Below are 15327 nucleotides of genomic sequence, written 5' to 3'. Positions count from 1 at the left end.
CCCGCCCGCACCCCGGGACCGAGAGCGCGGCCAAGAACATGCTGATGGGCCCGCCCGTCGCGATCATGGACCGGGTCCGCGACATGATCCGCGAAGCCCGCGACAAGGGCTGACCGACCGCACCGCCGAGCCGGCCGGGGACCGCCCGGGCCGGCTCGGCGCGCCGTTTACGGGGGCGTCCCCGGGTACGTGGGGGAGATGGCGACAAGTGAGACCCGAACGTTCCTGGCGATCTACCTGAACGATCATCTGGCCGGGGCCGCCGCCGGGGTCGAACTGGCCCGGCGGACCGCGCACGCGCGCCGGGACTCGGCCGACGCGGAACGGCTGGAGCGGCTCGCCGAGGACATCACGGCCGACCGGGGCGCCCTGCTGGCGATCCTGCGGTCGCTGGAGATGCCGGTCCGCCGGTACAAGAGCGTGGTGACGTGGGCGGCCGAGAAGGCGGCGCGGCTCAAGCTCAACGGACGGCTGCGCAGCCGCTCGCCGCTGAGCGACCTCGTGGAGCTGGAGGCGCTGCGCCTCGCGGTCGAGGGCAAGGCCGCCGGGTGGCGCACCCTGCTCTCCCTCGTCGACCGCGAACCGGCGCTGGAGGTCGAGAGCCTCCGCACGCTGGTGGAACGCGCCGAGGCCCAGATCACCGTCCTCGAAGAGCTGCGCGTGAAGGCGGTCGAGGAGGTGTTCGGCGACAGGACCGTCCGCGCCGCCTCGGTGACGACGCCCTAGCGGTGCCGCTGAGCAGGGCTCGTGGCCGCAACAGGTCACGCGGTGGATCCTAAGATCTTGCCACTAAATACTGGCATTTGATCATCCGCCGGTCGAGGAGCCACCGTGGAACACCGCCCTGCGAACCCCTCCCTGTCCCGCCGCGCGTTCACCCTCGGCGGCGCCACGCTGCTCGGTGCCGCCGCCGCCGGTTCGCTGACCGGCACCGCGCGCGCCGCCGCCCCGCCATCGGGCGGATGGGCCGACGTGCCCATTCCGCCGCTCTCGGGCCGGGCCCAGCTGTTCGGCATCGCCGCGCCGGACCCATGGCACGTCATCGCCGGCGGCACCGAGAACGCCTTCCAGCCGGACGCCGCCGCCGTGATGCTGCACCGGGGCCTGCGCGGCTGGACGCGGGCACCGCTGCCCGAAGGGCTGGCCGTCGTCAACGACGTCCGCGCCCGGCACTTCGCCGACGCGTGGGCCCTCGCCTCCGGCCCGGACGCCTCGGCGCGCACCGACCTGCTGCACTGGAACGGCCGCCGCTGGAGCACGGCCGCGGGCCCCGCCGACCAGCAGCTCTACGCGATCGAGCTGGACGGCACCGGCGCGCTGTGGGCGACCGGGATCACCGCGGACGGCGCGACGGTGTCGGTGCGGCGGCACGGCCGGTGGACGAACTCGCTCTCCGTGCCCGGCACCGCTGGGCTCAGCGCCATCGCCGCCGGAGGCCCCTCGGACGTCTGGGTCGGCGGGATCGGCGGGTCGAGCGGCCCGACCCCGCTGTGGCACTTCGACGGCACCGAGTGGACGCGAATGCCGTGGGGGACGACCTACACCCACTGGATCCTGCAGATCGAGCACGTAGCCCCCGACGACGTCTGGTTCTACGCCCTGGAGCAGCACCCCCTGTTCCCGCCGCCGACGCTGCACCACTGGAACGGCTCCGAGTTCACCGTGCACCGGATGCCGGGCCCGTCGGACCCGCTGGGCGGGGTGCGTCCGATGTCCGCGATCGGCTTCCTCGGGTCGATCGCCTCCGACGGGCTGGGCGGCGTGTGGGTCTCCAGCCCGTACGACACGTCCCACCTGCTGCACTTCGACGGCGCGTCCTGGACCCGCGAGACCCCGCCCATCGGGGTGACCGCGTACGCGATGACCCGCGTGCCGTACACCACCACCGTCTGGGCCGGCACCCAGATAGGCACGGTCTGGCGCCGGTCCGCCCGCCCCCTCCCGAGCGACCCGCTCACCGGCACGAAGTAGGCACTACTAGAGGGTCAGGGCCAGGTCCCGGCGGCGGAAGAGCCACAGGCCGGCCGCGCTGAGCGCGATGGCGCACGCGCTCAGCGCGGTCAGGGGCAGCAGGGCGAGGCCGGACGACGGCAGCGCCGGGGTGTGGGTGAACGGCGACAGGTCGGCGGCCCACTGCGGCAGCTCCAGGATCGGGCCGACCTGCCCGATGAGCAGGCACGCGGCGAGCGCCGTCCAGGAGATCGCCACCGACCACCTCGGCAGCAGGCCGAGCACCGCGATGACGAACCCGGCCAGTGCCAGCGTCGCGGGCAGCTGCACCATGGCCGCGCCGAGCAGCGCGGGCATCCGGTCGACCGAACCGGCCGCGACCGCGTACGCGAGGCCGTTGGCCAGCCCGGTGACGGCGAGCACGGCCGCGGTCCCGAGCACCGCGCAGGTGATGTGGGCCGCCATCCACCGGGACCGGCTCACCGCCGTGGCCAGCACCGCCTCCAGCGGGCCGGTCTCCTCGGCGCGCATCCGCAGCAGCGCCTGGACGGTGTACCCGGCGACGAGGACGCCGGTGAACCCCATCATCGCGGTGAAGTAGACGTCCACCGGGTCGCCCGTGCCGCCCAGCCTGCCCACCACCTCGGCGAGCTCGTCGCTGGTGCCCAGCAGCTCCTCGGCCTGGTCGCCCAGGGCGCCGAGCATCCCGCCCACCACCAGCAGCCCGGCCGCCCAGCCGTACAGCACGCCGCGCTGCAGCCGCCACGCCAGGCCCAGCGGGCTGAGCAGGGCGCGCGGGGCGGTGGCCGGCCCGCGGCGGACCGGCAGCATCCCGGTGCCCACGTCGCGGTGGTCGGTGAGCCGGTACGCCGTCCAGGTCAGCAGGGCCAGCAGCGCGGCGTGCAGCAGCAGCGGCCAGAGCCGGTCCGCGGTGAACGGCTCGGTCCGCTGCCCCCACCCGAGCGGCGACAGCCAGGACGGCCACAGGCTCGTCACCCGCAGGCCGTCCGCCTCGGCGGTGGCGAGGCCGTCGCCGAGGCCGCGCAGCAGGTAGCACAGGCCGAGCACGGCGGCGGCGATGCCGTTGGCGGCGCGCGCGCTCTCGGTGACCTGCGCGGTGACGGCGGCGACGCCCGCGAAGGCGGCACCGCACGCGCCGATCGCGGCGGCCATGAGCAGCGACCCGCCGGCGGGCAGCCCGGCGGCGAGCAGCACGGCCGCCACCAGCACCGCGAGCAGCGCGTTCGCGCCGACCGTCACCAGCAGCGCCGCGGTCAGCATCGCGTGCCGCCCGACGACCATCGAGCCGATCAGCTCCGCCCGCCCGGTCTCCTCGCTCCGCCGGGTGTGCCGCACCACCGCCAGGATGCTCATCAGCCCGGCGAGGACGGCGACCAGGCTGAAGGACTCCGCGACCACGATGGCGCCCGGCGTCGGTTCCGGGACGACGCCGTTGAACACCCGCGAGACCGCGCTCATGGCGCTCGACCGGGCGTAGGCGACCTGCTCGCGCTCGCTCGCGTAGAGGCCGAGGACGCTGGAGGCCACCGTGCCGGTGACCGCGGTCAGGCCCAGCAGCCACAGCGGGAGCTGCACGCGGTCGCGGCGCAGCGCCAGCCGGGCCAGCCGCAGCGTGCCGGTGAACGTCCTGGATCCGGTGAACGCCGTGGATCCCGTGCGCTTCGTCATCGGACGCTCTCCAGACCGGCCTGGTCGTCGTAGTGCCGCATGAACAGCTCTTCGAGCGTGGGCGGCTGGCTGGTCAGGTCGAGCACGCCGCACTCCGCGAGGTACCGGTGGACCTCCGGCAGCGCGTCGGCCTCCACCTCGAACGTCGCCCCGGTCCCGCCGTCCTCGACGCGCAGGTCGTGCACGCCCGTGCGGCGGCCGAGGCCGGCGGGCGGCAGCGCGGTCCGGACGGTCATCGTCGTGCGCGTCAGGTGCCGCAGCTCCGCCAGCGTGCCGGACTCGACCGTGCGGCCGTCCCGGATGATCGACACGCCGTCGCACAGCCGCTCGACCTCGGCGAGGATGTGGCTGGAGAGCAGCACGGTGCGCCCGCGCTCCTTGGCCTCGGCGACGCAGTCCTGGAACACCGCCTCCATCAGCGGGTCGAGCCCGGACGTCGGCTCGTCCAGGATGTACAGCTCCACGTCGGACGCGAACGCCGCCACCAGGGCCACCTTCTGCCGGTTGCCCTTGGAGTAGGTGCGGCACCGCTTGGTCGGATCGAGCTGGAAGCGCCGGACGAGGTCGTCGCGGCGGGCGGGGTCGAGCCCGCCGCGCAGGGAGCCGAACAGGTCGATCGCCTCCCCGCCGGACAGGTTGCCCCACAGGTTGACGTCCCCCGGGACGTAGGCGAGCCGGCGGTGGAGCGCGACCGCGTCCCGCCACGGGTCGCCGCCGAGCAGGCTCACCTCGCCGGAGTCGCGGCGCAGCAGGCCCAGCAGCACCCGGATGGTGGTCGACTTCCCCGAGCCGTTCGGGCCCAGGAAGCCGTGCACCTCGCCCGTGCCGACGGTCAGCTCCAGCCGGTCGAGCGCCCGCACGTCGCCGAAGGTCTTGGTCAGTCCGCTCACGCGGATCGCGTCGGTCATGCGCGCCGTCCCCTCGCCTCGCGGTCAGCCGACTGACCGCTGGTCAGTTCCCGATGGTAAACCGCGGGGCGGTGTCCGGCCAACCGGTTAGGTTGGGACGGTGAACGAGAGGAAGCCGCCGGACACCCGGGCCCGGATCCTGGAGACCGCGCTCGACGTGTTCTCCGAGCGCGGCTACCAGGCCGGCTCGATGCGGGAGATCGCGGACCGGCTGCAGCTCACCAAGGCCGCCGTCTTCTACCACTTCCCGTCCAAGTCCGTGCTTCTTGCGACGCTGTGCGAGCCGCTCTCGGAGGGCCTGGAGGACGTGCTCGCCCGCGCCCGCCGCATCGAGGACCGGGTCGGCGCCCGGCGCCAGCTGATCGAGGGCACGCTGGACGTCTACATCCGGAACCGCAAGCTGCTCTACGTGGTCATGCAGGACCTCACGACGCTGGCGCACGACCGCACGTTCCAGCACTACATCGCCCTGATCGAGCGGGTCCACGCCGCGTTCACCGGCCCGTATCCGGACGTCGCCGTCCGGGTCCGCACGGTGCAGATCTTCGCGATGCTGGGCGATCCCGTGTTCCTGTGCCGGGACGTCCCGATCGACCGGCTGCGCGCGGAGATCATGGCCGGCGTGTGGACGCTGCTGGACGATCCCGCGACGTCCGGCCTGGTCACGCGGGACGAGCCGGAGCGGCCCGCCGCCCGGACCGGCGCCCGGCGGCCCGGCCGCCCCCGCGCGCTGGACGAGGCGAAGGCCGAGGCCGCCCGCCGCATGTACGAGGAGGGCGACCGCACCGTCGGCGAGATCGCCGAGCGCCTCGGCGTCTCCCGCGCCACGCTCTACCGCCACCTGACCGGTCGCGCACCCTCCGCCTAGTTCTGAGACATTAGTGAGACAGTTGTGGGAGGGTTTTCGAGACACCGCCGCCGGTGGTCAGCCGTCGTCCCGGGCAGTGCCGTCGAGGTCCAGGAGACGCCCCCAGATGGCCTGCGCGGCGTCCTGGTAGTCCCTGGTCAGGGCGACCAGGCGCTCGTGGGGCCCGGGGTCGCAGAGGTCCTCGGGGAGCAGCGGGTCGTGCAGGATCGTCGCGATCGCCCGGCTGCCGAGCAGGAGGGACTCGCGGGCGAACTCCTCCGGGGTGAGGGTGCCGAGGCGTTCCCGGCTCCGGGTGAGCTCCTCCGCCGTCCGGTTCAGCCCGGCGACGAGGTCGGCCGCGTCCCATAGGCGGCGCAGTTCCCGGTCGGTGTCCGGGTCGAGCCGGTCGATCGCGAACACGACGGCGTCCGGGGCCGTGCCCGTGTCGCGGAGGGTCCGGCGCAGCGCGTCCACGCCGCCGCGGAGGTTGTCGGGCCGGACGTGCAGCGCGCCGCGCCAGGCGTGGAACCCGAGGAGCCGCACGGCCCGGTCGTGGTGGCGCAGGACCGCGCGGTCGGTGCGGGCGGTGGCGGAGTTCTCGACCGCGGCCCAGCGTCCCGTCCACGGCACGCGGGAGCGGTGGCGGGTCGTCCACTGCTCGACGTGCGGGTAGGTGCGCAGCCGGTCGGGCCGCGGGAGGTAGACGCCGCGGCCGGCCCGCTCCAGCACCCCCTCCTCGTGCAGGCGCTGCGCGGCCATCCGGATGCTCGGCGCGCTCAGCCCCACGATCTCCCCGGCCCGGCACAGCGCGGCGATCGAGAACCGGGCGCGCGGACGTGCCGTGACCAGGTCCAGCAGGAGCTTGCGGGCGGTCGGCTCCGACATTTGTAACGGCTCCTAGACAGTTTCTTCCAAGGTACGTTATATGTGTAGCGGTCGTTGGGGCAGGACGCGGAGGTGACGATGGCCGACGTGCGAGTCGAGAAGACGGGCACGACCACCACGATCTGGATGGACCGTCCCGACCGGCGCAACGCCGTCGACGGGCCGATGGCCGCCGAACTGCGCGCGGCCTTCGCGGCGTTCGAGGCCGACCCGGGACAGCGCGTGGCGGTGCTCGCCGGGACCGGCGGGACGTTCTGCGCCGGAGCCGACCTTACTGCGGTGGGCGACCCCGCCCGCCGCAACGAACTCGATCCCGAAGGCGGCGGCAGCGGCCCCATGGGCCCGTCCCGGATGGCGCTCGGCAAGCCGCTCATCGCGGCGGTGAGCGGCTACGCCGTGGCGGGCGGCCTGGAGCTCGCCCTGCTCGCCGACCTGCGGATCGTGGAGCGCGACGCGGTGATGGGGGTCTTCTGCCGCCGCTGGGGCGTGCCGCTCATCGACGGCGGCACGGTCCGGCTGCCGAGGGTCGTCGGCCTGGGCCGGGCCCTGGACCTGATCATGACCGGGCGGCCCGTCGAGGCCGGCGAGGCGCTCGCGATGGGCCTGGCGAACCGGGTCGTCGAGCCGGGACAGGCGGTGGACGCCGCCCGGGAACTCGCCGAGCAGATCGCGGCCTTCCCGTTCGAGTGCGTCCTGACCGACCGCGCCTCCACCTACGCCGGCCTCGATCTGCCCCTCGCCGAGGCGCTGCGCGCGGAAGGGGCCGCGGGGGTTCCCATCGTGGCGCGCGAGGGCGCGGCCGGCGCGTCCAGATTCGTGGCGGGCGAGGGCCGCCACGGACGCTTCACCGGAGAGGACACCGCATGAGTTCCACCACCCGTGAGCTGATCGTCCGGGGTGCGCGGCAGCACACCGGCCGGGTCGCCGTGGTGTTCGGCGAGCAGGAGCTGACGTTCGGCGAGGTGGACGAGCTGAGCAACCGGCTCGCCCGCGCGCTGGCCCGGGAAGGCGCGGGCCACCACCGGCGCGCCGGTCTCCTGGTGAACAACGGCCTGCTGAGCGTGCCGCTCGACTTCGCCTGCGTGAAGGGCGGGATCAACCGGGTGCCGCTCAACTCCCGGCTGTCGGTCGCCGAGCACGTCACCATGCTCACCGACACCCGCTGTGAGCTCGTGGTGTTCGGCGCCGACCTGACCGACCGGGCCCGCGAGCTCGCCGCCGCACTGCCCGACGTGACGTTCCTGGGCCTGGAGACCGGCCTGGACGGCGAACCGTCCCTCATGGAACGGGCGAAGGGCGTCCCCGCCACCCTTCCCGAGGTCGAGGTCAGCCCCGATGACGTGATTCTCACCCTGTACACGTCCGGTACCACGGGCACGTTGAAGGCGGCCCAGCATACCCAGGCGTCCTACGCGGGGATCTGCCGGAACGTGCTGCTCAACCTCCTCCCGGCCACGCGCGACGACGTCATGCTGCACGCGGCGAGCCTCATCCACGCGAGCGGGGTGTTCGTGCTGCCGCTGTGGCTGCGCGGCGGCCGCACCGTGATCCTCCCCGGCTTCGCGCCGGAGCAGTTCCTCGACGCCGTCACCCGGTACGGGGCCACGGCGATCAACCTGGTGCCGACCATGATCCAGATGCTGGTCGAGCACCCGGCCTTCGCGACCGCCGACGTGTCCGCGCTGCGCCGCGTCATCTACGGGGCGTCGCCGATGCCGCGTCCCGTCATCGAGCGCGCGATGGACGCCTGGGGCCGGGAGCGCTTCTGGCAGTACTACGGGCAGACCGAGATCCCGCTGTGCATCGCGGTGCTCCGCCCCGAGGACCACACCGGTGACCGGCTCGCCGCGTGCGGGCAGGTCGCCGCCGACATCGACCTCCGGCTGCTGGACGAGGACGGCCGCCCGGCCCGCCCCGGCGAGCCGGGCGAGATCGTGGTGCGCGGGCCGTCGGCCTGCGCCGGGTACTTCAACGCCCCGGAGCTGACGGCGGACACCTTCCGCGACGGCTGGGTCCACACCCGCGACGTCGGCGTCCTCGACGAGGACGGCTTCCTGTTCCTCAAGGACCGGACGTCCGACATGATCATCAGCGGCGGCTACAACGTCTACCCGCGCGAGGTCGAGGACGTCCTGCTGGAGCACCCGGCGGTGCGCGAGGCCGCGGTCGTCGGCACGCCCGACGAGCGCTGGGTGGAGGCGGTCACCGCCGTCGTCGTCCTCGCCGAGGGCGCCGCGCCCGATGACGGCCTGCGCGAGCGGCTGATCGCGCACGTGACGGAGCGGGTGGCCTCCTACAAGAAACCGCGCAAGATCATCTTCGTGGACGCCGTCCCGAAGACCGCCGTGGGCAAGCTCGACCGCAAGACCCTGCGGGCGAAGTTCGCCGACACCGCGACCAGGTCCTGACCCGGGCGGGCGGTACCGGCCGCGGCCTGATCTACTTGGAACCAGACGTCCTCCGTTCCAAGGGGTGAGGCCGGTGCCGCGCAGTCCATCGCGCAGACCGCTGGGCCAGCTGGAGGCCGAGGTCCTCGCCGCGCTGGCGGGCCTCGGCGGCTCCGCGCGCACGGCCGAGCTGGTCGAGCGGCTGGACGGCGAACCCGCCTACACCACGGTGAACACCATCCTGCACCGGCTGCACGAGAAGGGCCTCGTCTCCCGGACCCGGGCCGGGCGGCACTACCACTACCGGCTCGCCGTGGACGAGTCCGAGCTGGTGGCGGGCCGGATGCGCGACCACCTCCGGCACGCGAGCGACCCGGTGAGCGTGCTGAACCGGTTCGTCCGGACGCTCAGCAGCGAGGAGGCGCGCCACCTGCGCGAGATGCTCGAAGGCCCCGGAGACCGCGGGTGACCTGGTTCACCCTCGCGCCGCCGGTCGTCATGCTGGCGCTCGGCGCGCTGCTCGGCCGGGCGCCGCTGCCGCTGCACCCGTCCTGGACGGCGCGGCTGCTGGCCACCACCTGCGCCATGACGGTCGTGACCGCGCTGGGCACCGGGGTCTTCATGTCGATCAACTACGCGGCGACGCTGGCGCCGGCCGCCGCCGCGCGGGTCCCCGAGTGGGCGCTGTTCGGGGACGACCGGCCGGTCCCGCACCCGGTGGGCGTGCCCGCCGTACTGCTGACGGCCGCCGGGGCACTGGTCGCCGCGCGGACGGCCGCCCGCTGGGCGGCGGAGCTGCGGACCGCGCGGATCCAGGTCCGCGAGCCGCTGGAGACCGACGTCCCGATCGCCGTCGCGGTCCCGGGCCGGCACGGCGGGGTCCTGCTGTCGCGGGGGATGCTCCGCGGGTTCACGGCGGACGAGCTCCACGTGGTGCTCCAGCACGAGGCGTCGCACCTGCGGCACCGCCACCACCGGTACACGGCGTCCGGCGCCATGGCCCGGGCGCTCCTGCCGCCGCTGCGGCCGCTGAGCGAGCGGCTGCGGCTCTCGGTCGAGCGGTGGGCGGACGAGGACGCAGCCGAGGCCGTCGGGGACCGGGCGTTCGTCGCCCGCACGATCGCGAAGGCCGCCCTCGCGCACCCGCCCGCCGCGGGCCCGGCCGCCGCGTTCGCCGAGTCGGGGGTCGTGCAGCGCGTCGAGGCGCTGCTGGACTCGCCGCCGGACCGGAACACGGTGACGGGTCCGCTGCTGTTCATGGGCAACGGCTTCGTCACCAGTTCACTGACCGGCGCGACCCTCCACCTGGACCACGCCGCCGCGGCCCTCCTGCTGTACCTGCTGTCGCTGCGCTGACAGCCGGGCGGCCGGGCGGGCGCGGTCAGAGCTCGAACTCGGCGGGCGGCAGCCCCACGGCGTGGCACGCCTCGCGGACGACGGCCTTCTCGTTCTCGTCGAAGTTCCCGTCGGCGCCGCCGATGACGATGCCGATCTGGATGACGGCGCGGGCCTCGGCGGGCTTCTTCTTCACCTTGGCGATGTCCTGCAGCACGCCGATCTTGCCGAAGGCGAAGTCGGCGGTGAGCTTGTCGACGTAGCCGTTGAACCGCTGCTGCAGGTCGGCCGCCGGGAAGTTCTGCAGGACCTCGTTCGAGGCGATCAGCGACGCGGTCCGCTGCCGCTCGGCCGGGTCGACCGAGCCGTCGGCGGCGGCGACCAGCGCGCACATCGCCATGCTCGCGTCCCGGAAGGCGCCGCTCTTGAGGTCGTTCTTCTTCGCCATGAGCTGGGTCTGCATGTTCTGGCTGGACTCGCGGAGCTTGTCCCAGAACGCCATCGAAGATCTCCCTTGCTGCCGCCGTACCCGGACGCCTGACTGCTACAAGTGTAATAGCAAGCCGCCGGCCTCAGACCCTCGTGATGCGGGCGGCCTGGGCGTCGTCGTGCGCGTAGCCGAGGGTGTCGACGACGTCCACCACGCCGTCCACCCGGCCGACCAGCCGGACGACGACCGGGATGAGGCTCTTGGTCTCGACGCGGCCGGTGAGATGGACGACGCCGTTCTCGACCCGGACGCCGACCATGTCGGGGTCGTGCCAGAGCTGCTTGATCAGCACGCCCTTGACGACCTCGTCCCGGATCTCCGCGTCGGGACGCCGGAACACGCGCAGCAGGTCGCGGCGGGCCACGATGCCGGCGAGGCGGCCGTCCCCGTCGACGACCGGCAGGGCCTTGAACCCCTGGGCGGTCAGCAGCCGGGCGGCCTCCGCGGTCGGGGCGTCCGGCGCGACGGTGACGGCCGGGGCGGTCATCAGCCCGCGGGCGTCGACGGCCGCGGCCTTGGCCTCGGCCTGCGCGTCGCGCCGCAGCAGGGCCCGCAGCGGCCGGCGGCCGCCGTCGCCCGCCTTGTACTCCTCCTTGTGCAGGAGGTCCGACTCGGTGACGATGCCGGCGACGCGGCCCGCGTCGTCCAAGACGGGCAGCGCGCTGATGCGGTGCTCCGCCAGTACCTCGGCGATCTCGGCGAACGGGGTCTGCGGGGTCACCGTCACCACGTCCCCGGTCATCACGTCCTGGACAGTGCGGCGCTTCATGGTCTCCTCCTCGTGCTCGTCCTCGGGGCTCAGGGAGGACACCGTGCAGGGCTCGTAACCCGTATCGGCGCCGCTCCCCGAGCCGCTTCCAGCCTCCCGCGCGCGCGGGTGCGCGGATCAGAGCCGGCGGTCCCCGAACCTCGGGACCTTCGGCCTTCTCCGCGCGCCCGAACCGGCGCGGACGGGATGAGGAGCCCCGCGCATCAGCGGTAGTCGTTCTCCGTCAGCTCGACGACCCAGGCGCGGCGCTCGGCGATCCTGCCGTCGCGCATGACGAACACCTCCGCCATGGACATGCGCATCTCGCCGCCCGCGGCCCGCCGCACCGCCCCGGTCAGCTCGGCCATGACGACGTCGTCCTGCTCGACCATGCGCACGACTTCCAGGCGGGGCGGGTCGAGCAGCTCCGGCGGCCCGTCGATGGCCTTGTCGTAGGCGTCCTTGCCGGTCAGGTGGAACCCGCCGAAGACGGTCCACTCGATGTCGTCGGTCAGGCAGGACAGGATCTGCGCGTGGTCGTTCTTGCGGAAGCCGTCCAGGTAGGTGGTGACGGTCTCGGTGTTGCGTGACATGTCCGCTCCTTCGGATCGCGTGCCGTCCATCCGGAGCCGCCGAGCGAACCGGCGGCCCCCGGATAGGTCGGAGCACCCGAAGCGTTCTCGACATCCCGCCACGGAGGACTCAGCCCGGGGTGGTCACGGGCGAGGGCCTGGCGGCGTCAGCGCGGGCGGCGGCGGTAGTCGAGGTCGGCGTAGTCCGGGTGCTTGGCCATCCAGCCCTGGACGAAGGGGCAGGTCGGCAGCACCGGGAGCCCCTGGGTGCGGACGTCGTCGAGGGCCGCGCGCACCAGCCGTCCGCCGAGGCCCTGCCCCTCGTACTCCGGATCGATCTCGGTATGGGTGAAGACGATCAGGTCCTTCGCCTTCTGGTAGGCGGCGAAGCCGAGCACGGCGCCGTCCCGGACGATCTCGTACCGGCTGCGTTCGGGAGCGTCGACGACCCTGTCGCCTGCCTCGCCGGCACCTGCTCCGCTGTCGTCACCTGTCATGGCCGACGCTCACCTCCACGGTACGACCGTACCGACCGGACGCTCATCGCGACAGCTCGCGCCCCTCCGCGCGGCCCGCGCCCGGCCGGTCGCGGTGCTCGCGCAGCCGGGCGGTCAGCTCGGCGGAGAACTGCTCGGCGTCCGACAGGCGGGCGCGGATCTTCGCGCACCGCTCCTCGACCAGCGAGCGGTAGACGGCGAGGCGCTTGACGAGGTCGTCGCGGGCGGGCTCGCCGGTGCCGGGGTCCTGGAGGCGGTCCAGGACGTCCAGCAGGTCGCGCATCTCTTCGAGGGTGAACCCGAGCGGCTTCATCCGCTTGACGACCAGGAGGCGCGCGACGTCCTCGTCGGTGTAGAGGCGGAATCCGCCGCGGGTGCGGGCCGTGGGGAGGGCGACGCCGACCTCCTCGTAGTGCCGGATGGTGCGCAGGCTCAGGCCGGTCCGATCGGCGACCTCGCCGATCCGCATGCGCCTGCCGTCCATCGGGTGCCTCCTCACGCCGCCCGGCCCGGGCGAGCCGTCCCTAATCTTACGTAAGGGGAGAATTCGGGTCCGTGCGGGCGACGTACACCGTGTTGGCTGAGGTGCCGCCCTGGACGGCGTTGGGGAACTCGACGACGTGCGCCGCGGCCTCGGCGAAAACGCTGCCGAGCACGGCGGTGAAGCCGTCGTCGGGCGGGTCGTTCGACCACAGCGCGAAGACGCCGCCGGGGTGCAGGCGGGCGGCGAGCCGGCTCAGCGCTTCCGGCCGGTAGAACGCCTCGTGGGCCGGGTTGAGGACGTGGCTCGGCGAATGGTCGATGTCCAGCAGCACCGCATGGAAGCGGCCTTGGGACTCCTCCGCGGCCATGGCGAAGAAGTCGCCGTGGACCAGCCGGCAGCGGTCGTCCCCGGCCAGCCGCTCCCCGAGCGGGACGAGCTTCGCCCGGTGCCACTCGATCACCTCGGCGAGCGTCTCGACCACGACCAGCGAGCGCACCCGGGGATCGTCCAGGACGGCGCCCGCGGTGTAGCCGAGCCCGAGGCCCCCGACGAGGACGTCGAGCTCGCCTCCGTCCGCCGCGGCCAGGCCGAGCCGGGCGAGTTCCACCTCGCCGGCCGTCCACAGGCTGGACATGAGGAAGTCGTCGTCGAGCTTGATCTCGTAGACGTCGACGCGGAGCGCGGGGTCCCGGCGCCGCCGCAGGCTGATGGCGCCCATCGGCGTCGGACGCCAGTCGAGCTCTTCGAACAACGCGCCCATGCGTTCCGTCCCCGTGGTCGGTGGCGGCCGGCGACCCGCGGCCTCGCGCCAAAGTACCCTAACGTGACGTCAGATCGGTCGGCCCACGTCGACCACGGGAGGGGGCCGCGGTGAGCGGTGGCACGGGAACGGCGCCGGACGTGGCGGCGGAGGCGGCGCGGCGGCGGACGTTCGCGGTGATCAGTCACCCGGACGCGGGCAAGTCCACGCTGACCGAGGCGCTGGCCCTGCACGCGGCGGCGATCGAGCAGGCCGGGGCGGTGCACGGCAAGTCGGGGCGGCGCGGGGTGCGGTCCGACTGGATGGACATGGAGCGGGCGCGCGGGATCTCCATCACCTCGTCGGTGCTGCGCTTCGAGTACGGCGAGGTGCTCCTCAACCTGCTGGACACGCCGGGGCACGCGGACTTCTCCGAGGACACCTACCGGGTGCTGGCCGCGGTGGACGGCGCGATCATGCTGCTGGACTCGGCCCGCGGCCTGGAGGCGCAGACGCTCAAGCTGTTCGACGTCTGCCGGCACCGCGGCATCCCGGTGATCACGTTCGTCAACAAGTGGGACCGGCCCGGCCGCGAGCCCCTGGAGCTGCTGGACGAGGTCGAGCAGCGCATCGGGCTGCGCCCGGCGCCGCTGAACTGGCCGGTCGGCGTCGCGGGGGACTTCCGCGGGCTGATCGAGCGCGCCGGCGGCGCGTTCACCCGGTTCCGGCGCACCCCGGGCGGCGCCACCCGCGCGATCGCCGAGCACGTCCCCGCCGAGCAGGCCGCCGAGGAGGAGGGCGAGGCGTGGAGCACCGCGGTCGAGGAGCTGGCGCTGCTGGACGAGATCGGCGCCACCCTCGACCCCGACGCCTTCGCGGCCGGGACTGCCACGCCGGTGCTGTTCGGGGCGGCGCTGCCGAACTTCGGCGTGAGCGCGCTGCTGGACACGGTGTGCCGGCTGGCCCCGGCCCCGTCCGCGCGCGTCGACGACACCGGAGCGGAGCGCCCGGTGGCGGCGCCGTTCGCCGGGCAGGTGTTCAAGGTGCAGGCCGGGATGGACCGGGCGCACCGCGACCGGCTGGCCTTCGTCCGGGTCTGCTCAGGGCGCTTCGAGCGGGGCATGTCGCTGACGCACGCCCGGACCGGCCGCCCGCTGGCGACCAAGTACGCCCAGACGGTGTTCGGCCGCGACCGCTCGACCCTGGACGTCGCCTACCCCGGTGACGTGATCGGCCTGCCGAACGCCGCGGGCCTGACCGTGGGCGACACCCTCTACGTCAGGACCCCGGTGGTCTTCCCCCCGATCCCGGCGTTCGCCCCGGAGCACTTCATGGTGGCGCGGGCCACCGACAACAGCCGCGCCAAGCAGTTCCGCCGCGGCATCGACCAGCTCGACGGCGAGGGCGTCGTCCAGGTGCTGCGCAGCGACCTGCGCGGCGACCAGGCACCCGTGCTGGCCGCCGTCGGGCCCCTGCAGTTCGACGTCGTCACCGCCCGGATGGCCGAGGAGTTCGGCGCGCCCGTGGAGCTGACCCGGCTCGACTACAGCACCGCCCGCGTCACCGACAAGGAGTCCGCCGAGACGCTGAGCGGCCGGCGCGGCGTCGAGGTCCTCACCCGCTCCCTGGACGGCGCGCTCATCGCGGTGTTCGTGGACAAGTGGCGGCTCCGCGCCCTCGAACGCGAGCACCCCGGCATCACCCTCACCCGCATGCTCGCCGCGGGCGTCGCCGACTGATCCGGCTCCCCCCGATCGCAGCGGCGGCAGGACGGGGGGGCGGCGGGGCGTTGGGGG

17 protein-coding genes are annotated in these 15327 nt (G+C 73.8%); 8 read left to right on the top strand and 9 right to left on the bottom strand.

Features of this window, described 5'->3' with window-relative positions:
• Nucleotides 1-198: 198 nt before the first annotated feature.
• Nucleotides 199-726 (top strand): hypothetical protein, encoded by a 528-nt coding sequence (locus tag E1266_RS26845; RefSeq protein ID WP_132051616.1) that lies wholly within the window; start codon nucleotides 199-201, stop codon nucleotides 724-726.
• 105 nt (nucleotides 727-831) lie between these two features.
• Nucleotides 832-1971, top strand: a complete 1140-nt coding sequence (locus E1266_RS26840) for a hypothetical protein (protein WP_132051614.1) — start codon at nucleotides 832-834, stop codon at nucleotides 1969-1971.
• Between the two features lie 6 nt (nucleotides 1972-1977).
• Here the strand turns inward: E1266_RS26840 and E1266_RS26835 are convergent, their stop codons facing one another.
• Both E1266_RS26835 and E1266_RS26830 read right to left on the bottom strand, forming a co-directional pair.
• A complete protein-coding gene (locus E1266_RS26835; RefSeq protein WP_132051612.1) occupies nucleotides 1978-3639 on the bottom strand; it encodes an anibiotic ABC transporter in 1662 nt (553 codons plus the stop codon).
• A complete protein-coding gene (locus tag E1266_RS26830) occupies nucleotides 3636-4547 on the bottom strand; it encodes an ABC transporter ATP-binding protein (protein WP_132051610.1) in 912 nt (303 codons plus the stop codon). Before E1266_RS26830 ends, E1266_RS26835 begins: the two co-directional genes overlap by 4 nt.
• Before the next feature lie 100 nt (nucleotides 4548-4647).
• Between E1266_RS26830 and E1266_RS26825 the strand changes: the two genes are divergently transcribed.
• Nucleotides 4648-5415: a TetR family transcriptional regulator gene (locus tag E1266_RS26825; RefSeq protein WP_132051608.1), complete on the top strand. Its 768-nt coding sequence runs from the start codon at nucleotides 4648-4650 to the stop codon at nucleotides 5413-5415.
• Between the two features lie 57 nt (nucleotides 5416-5472).
• Here the strand turns inward: E1266_RS26825 and E1266_RS26820 are convergent, their stop codons facing one another.
• Entirely contained in the window at nucleotides 5473-6279 is an 807-nt protein-coding gene (locus tag E1266_RS26820; RefSeq protein ID WP_132051606.1) for a hypothetical protein, read from the bottom strand.
• Nucleotides 6280-6357: 78 nt separating this feature from the next.
• On the opposite strand from E1266_RS26820, the gene E1266_RS26815 reads away from it, so the two are divergent.
• The 4 genes from E1266_RS26815 to E1266_RS26800 all read left to right on the top strand — a co-directional run bounded on the left by E1266_RS26815 (nucleotide 6358) and on the right by E1266_RS26800 (nucleotide 10022).
• Complete coding sequence (locus tag E1266_RS26815) at nucleotides 6358-7146, top strand: crotonase/enoyl-CoA hydratase family protein (protein WP_132051604.1); 789 nt, start codon at nucleotides 6358-6360, stop codon at nucleotides 7144-7146.
• A complete protein-coding gene (locus E1266_RS26810) occupies nucleotides 7143-8687 on the top strand; it encodes an AMP-binding protein (protein WP_132051602.1) in 1545 nt (514 codons plus the stop codon). The genes E1266_RS26815 and E1266_RS26810 overlap by 4 nt, the downstream gene beginning before the upstream one ends.
• Before the next feature lie 73 nt (nucleotides 8688-8760).
• Nucleotides 8761-9135, top strand: a complete 375-nt coding sequence (locus tag E1266_RS26805) for a BlaI/MecI/CopY family transcriptional regulator (protein ID WP_132051600.1) — start codon at nucleotides 8761-8763, stop codon at nucleotides 9133-9135.
• Nucleotides 9132-10022, top strand: a complete 891-nt coding sequence (locus tag E1266_RS26800; protein ID WP_132051598.1) for a M56 family metallopeptidase — start codon at nucleotides 9132-9134, stop codon at nucleotides 10020-10022. Before E1266_RS26805 ends, E1266_RS26800 begins: the two co-directional genes overlap by 4 nt.
• A 25-nt stretch (nucleotides 10023-10047) precedes the next feature.
• Here E1266_RS26800 and E1266_RS26795 read toward each other — a convergent pair whose 3' ends face one another.
• The 6 genes from E1266_RS26795 to E1266_RS26770 all read right to left on the bottom strand — a co-directional run bounded on the left by E1266_RS26795 (nucleotide 10048) and on the right by E1266_RS26770 (nucleotide 13552).
• Nucleotides 10048-10503 carry a TerB family tellurite resistance protein gene (locus E1266_RS26795; RefSeq protein WP_132051596.1) on the bottom strand — a complete coding sequence of 152 codons (456 nt, stop codon included), beginning with the start codon at nucleotides 10501-10503 and terminating at the stop codon, nucleotides 10048-10050.
• A 70-nt stretch (nucleotides 10504-10573) separates the two neighbouring features.
• A complete protein-coding gene (locus E1266_RS26790; protein WP_243718923.1) occupies nucleotides 10574-11302 on the bottom strand; it encodes a CBS domain-containing protein in 729 nt (242 codons plus the stop codon).
• Nucleotides 11303-11463: 161 nt separating this feature from the next.
• Nucleotides 11464-11832, bottom strand: coding sequence for a nuclear transport factor 2 family protein (locus E1266_RS26785; protein ID WP_243718922.1), 369 nt, complete (start codon nucleotides 11830-11832; stop codon nucleotides 11464-11466).
• Between the two features lie 146 nt (nucleotides 11833-11978).
• Entirely contained in the window at nucleotides 11979-12308 is a 330-nt protein-coding gene (locus tag E1266_RS26780; RefSeq protein WP_132051592.1) for a GNAT family N-acetyltransferase, read from the bottom strand.
• A 43-nt stretch (nucleotides 12309-12351) separates the two neighbouring features.
• Nucleotides 12352-12792 (bottom strand): MerR family transcriptional regulator, encoded by a 441-nt coding sequence (locus tag E1266_RS26775; protein ID WP_132051590.1) that lies wholly within the window; start codon nucleotides 12790-12792, stop codon nucleotides 12352-12354.
• A gap of 46 nt (nucleotides 12793-12838) precedes the next feature.
• Nucleotides 12839-13552, bottom strand: coding sequence for a spermidine synthase (locus E1266_RS26770; protein ID WP_132051588.1), 714 nt, complete (start codon nucleotides 13550-13552; stop codon nucleotides 12839-12841).
• Nucleotides 13553-13662: 110 nt separating this feature from the next.
• Between E1266_RS26770 and E1266_RS26765 the strand changes: the two genes are divergently transcribed.
• Nucleotides 13663-15270 (top strand): peptide chain release factor 3, encoded by a 1608-nt coding sequence (locus E1266_RS26765; RefSeq protein WP_132051586.1) that lies wholly within the window; start codon nucleotides 13663-13665, stop codon nucleotides 15268-15270.
• Nucleotides 15271-15327: the final 57 nt, after the last annotated feature.

Source organism: Actinomadura sp. 7K534, assembly GCF_004348575.1.
Classification (GTDB): Bacteria; Actinomycetota; Actinomycetes; order Streptosporangiales; family Streptosporangiaceae; genus Spirillospora; species Spirillospora livida.
The sequence above is the reverse complement of the archived record's forward strand: the minus strand, read 5'-3'. Positions and strand labels throughout refer to the sequence as shown.

What these genes read in the sequence shown, in the direction of transcription:
- E1266_RS26775 (WP_132051590.1), bottom strand. Translation starts at nt 12,792, where the DNA reads ATGGACGGCAGGCGCATGCGGATCGGCGAGGTCGCCGATCGGACCGGC.
- E1266_RS26810 (WP_132051602.1), top strand. Translation starts at nt 7,143, where the DNA reads ATGAGTTCCACCACCCGTGAGCTGATCGTCCGGGGTGCGCGGCAGCAC.
- E1266_RS26820 (WP_132051606.1), bottom strand. Translation starts at nt 6,279, where the DNA reads ATGTCGGAGCCGACCGCCCGCAAGCTCCTGCTGGACCTGGTCACGGCA.
- E1266_RS26845 (WP_132051616.1), top strand. Translation starts at nt 199, where the DNA reads ATGGCGACAAGTGAGACCCGAACGTTCCTGGCGATCTACCTGAACGAT.
- E1266_RS26830 (WP_132051610.1), bottom strand. Translation starts at nt 4,547, where the DNA reads ATGACCGACGCGATCCGCGTGAGCGGACTGACCAAGACCTTCGGCGAC.
- E1266_RS26795 (WP_132051596.1), bottom strand. Translation starts at nt 10,503, where the DNA reads ATGGCGTTCTGGGACAAGCTCCGCGAGTCCAGCCAGAACATGCAGACC.
- E1266_RS26780 (WP_132051592.1), bottom strand. Translation starts at nt 12,308, where the DNA reads ATGACAGGTGACGACAGCGGAGCAGGTGCCGGCGAGGCAGGCGACAGG.
- E1266_RS26770 (WP_132051588.1), bottom strand. Translation starts at nt 13,552, where the DNA reads ATGGGCGCGTTGTTCGAAGAGCTCGACTGGCGTCCGACGCCGATGGGC.
- E1266_RS26835 (WP_132051612.1), bottom strand. Translation starts at nt 3,639, where the DNA reads ATGACGAAGCGCACGGGATCCACGGCGTTCACCGGATCCAGGACGTTC.
- E1266_RS26785 (WP_243718922.1), bottom strand. Translation starts at nt 11,832, where the DNA reads ATGTCACGCAACACCGAGACCGTCACCACCTACCTGGACGGCTTCCGC.
- E1266_RS26815 (WP_132051604.1), top strand. Translation starts at nt 6,358, where the DNA reads ATGGCCGACGTGCGAGTCGAGAAGACGGGCACGACCACCACGATCTGG.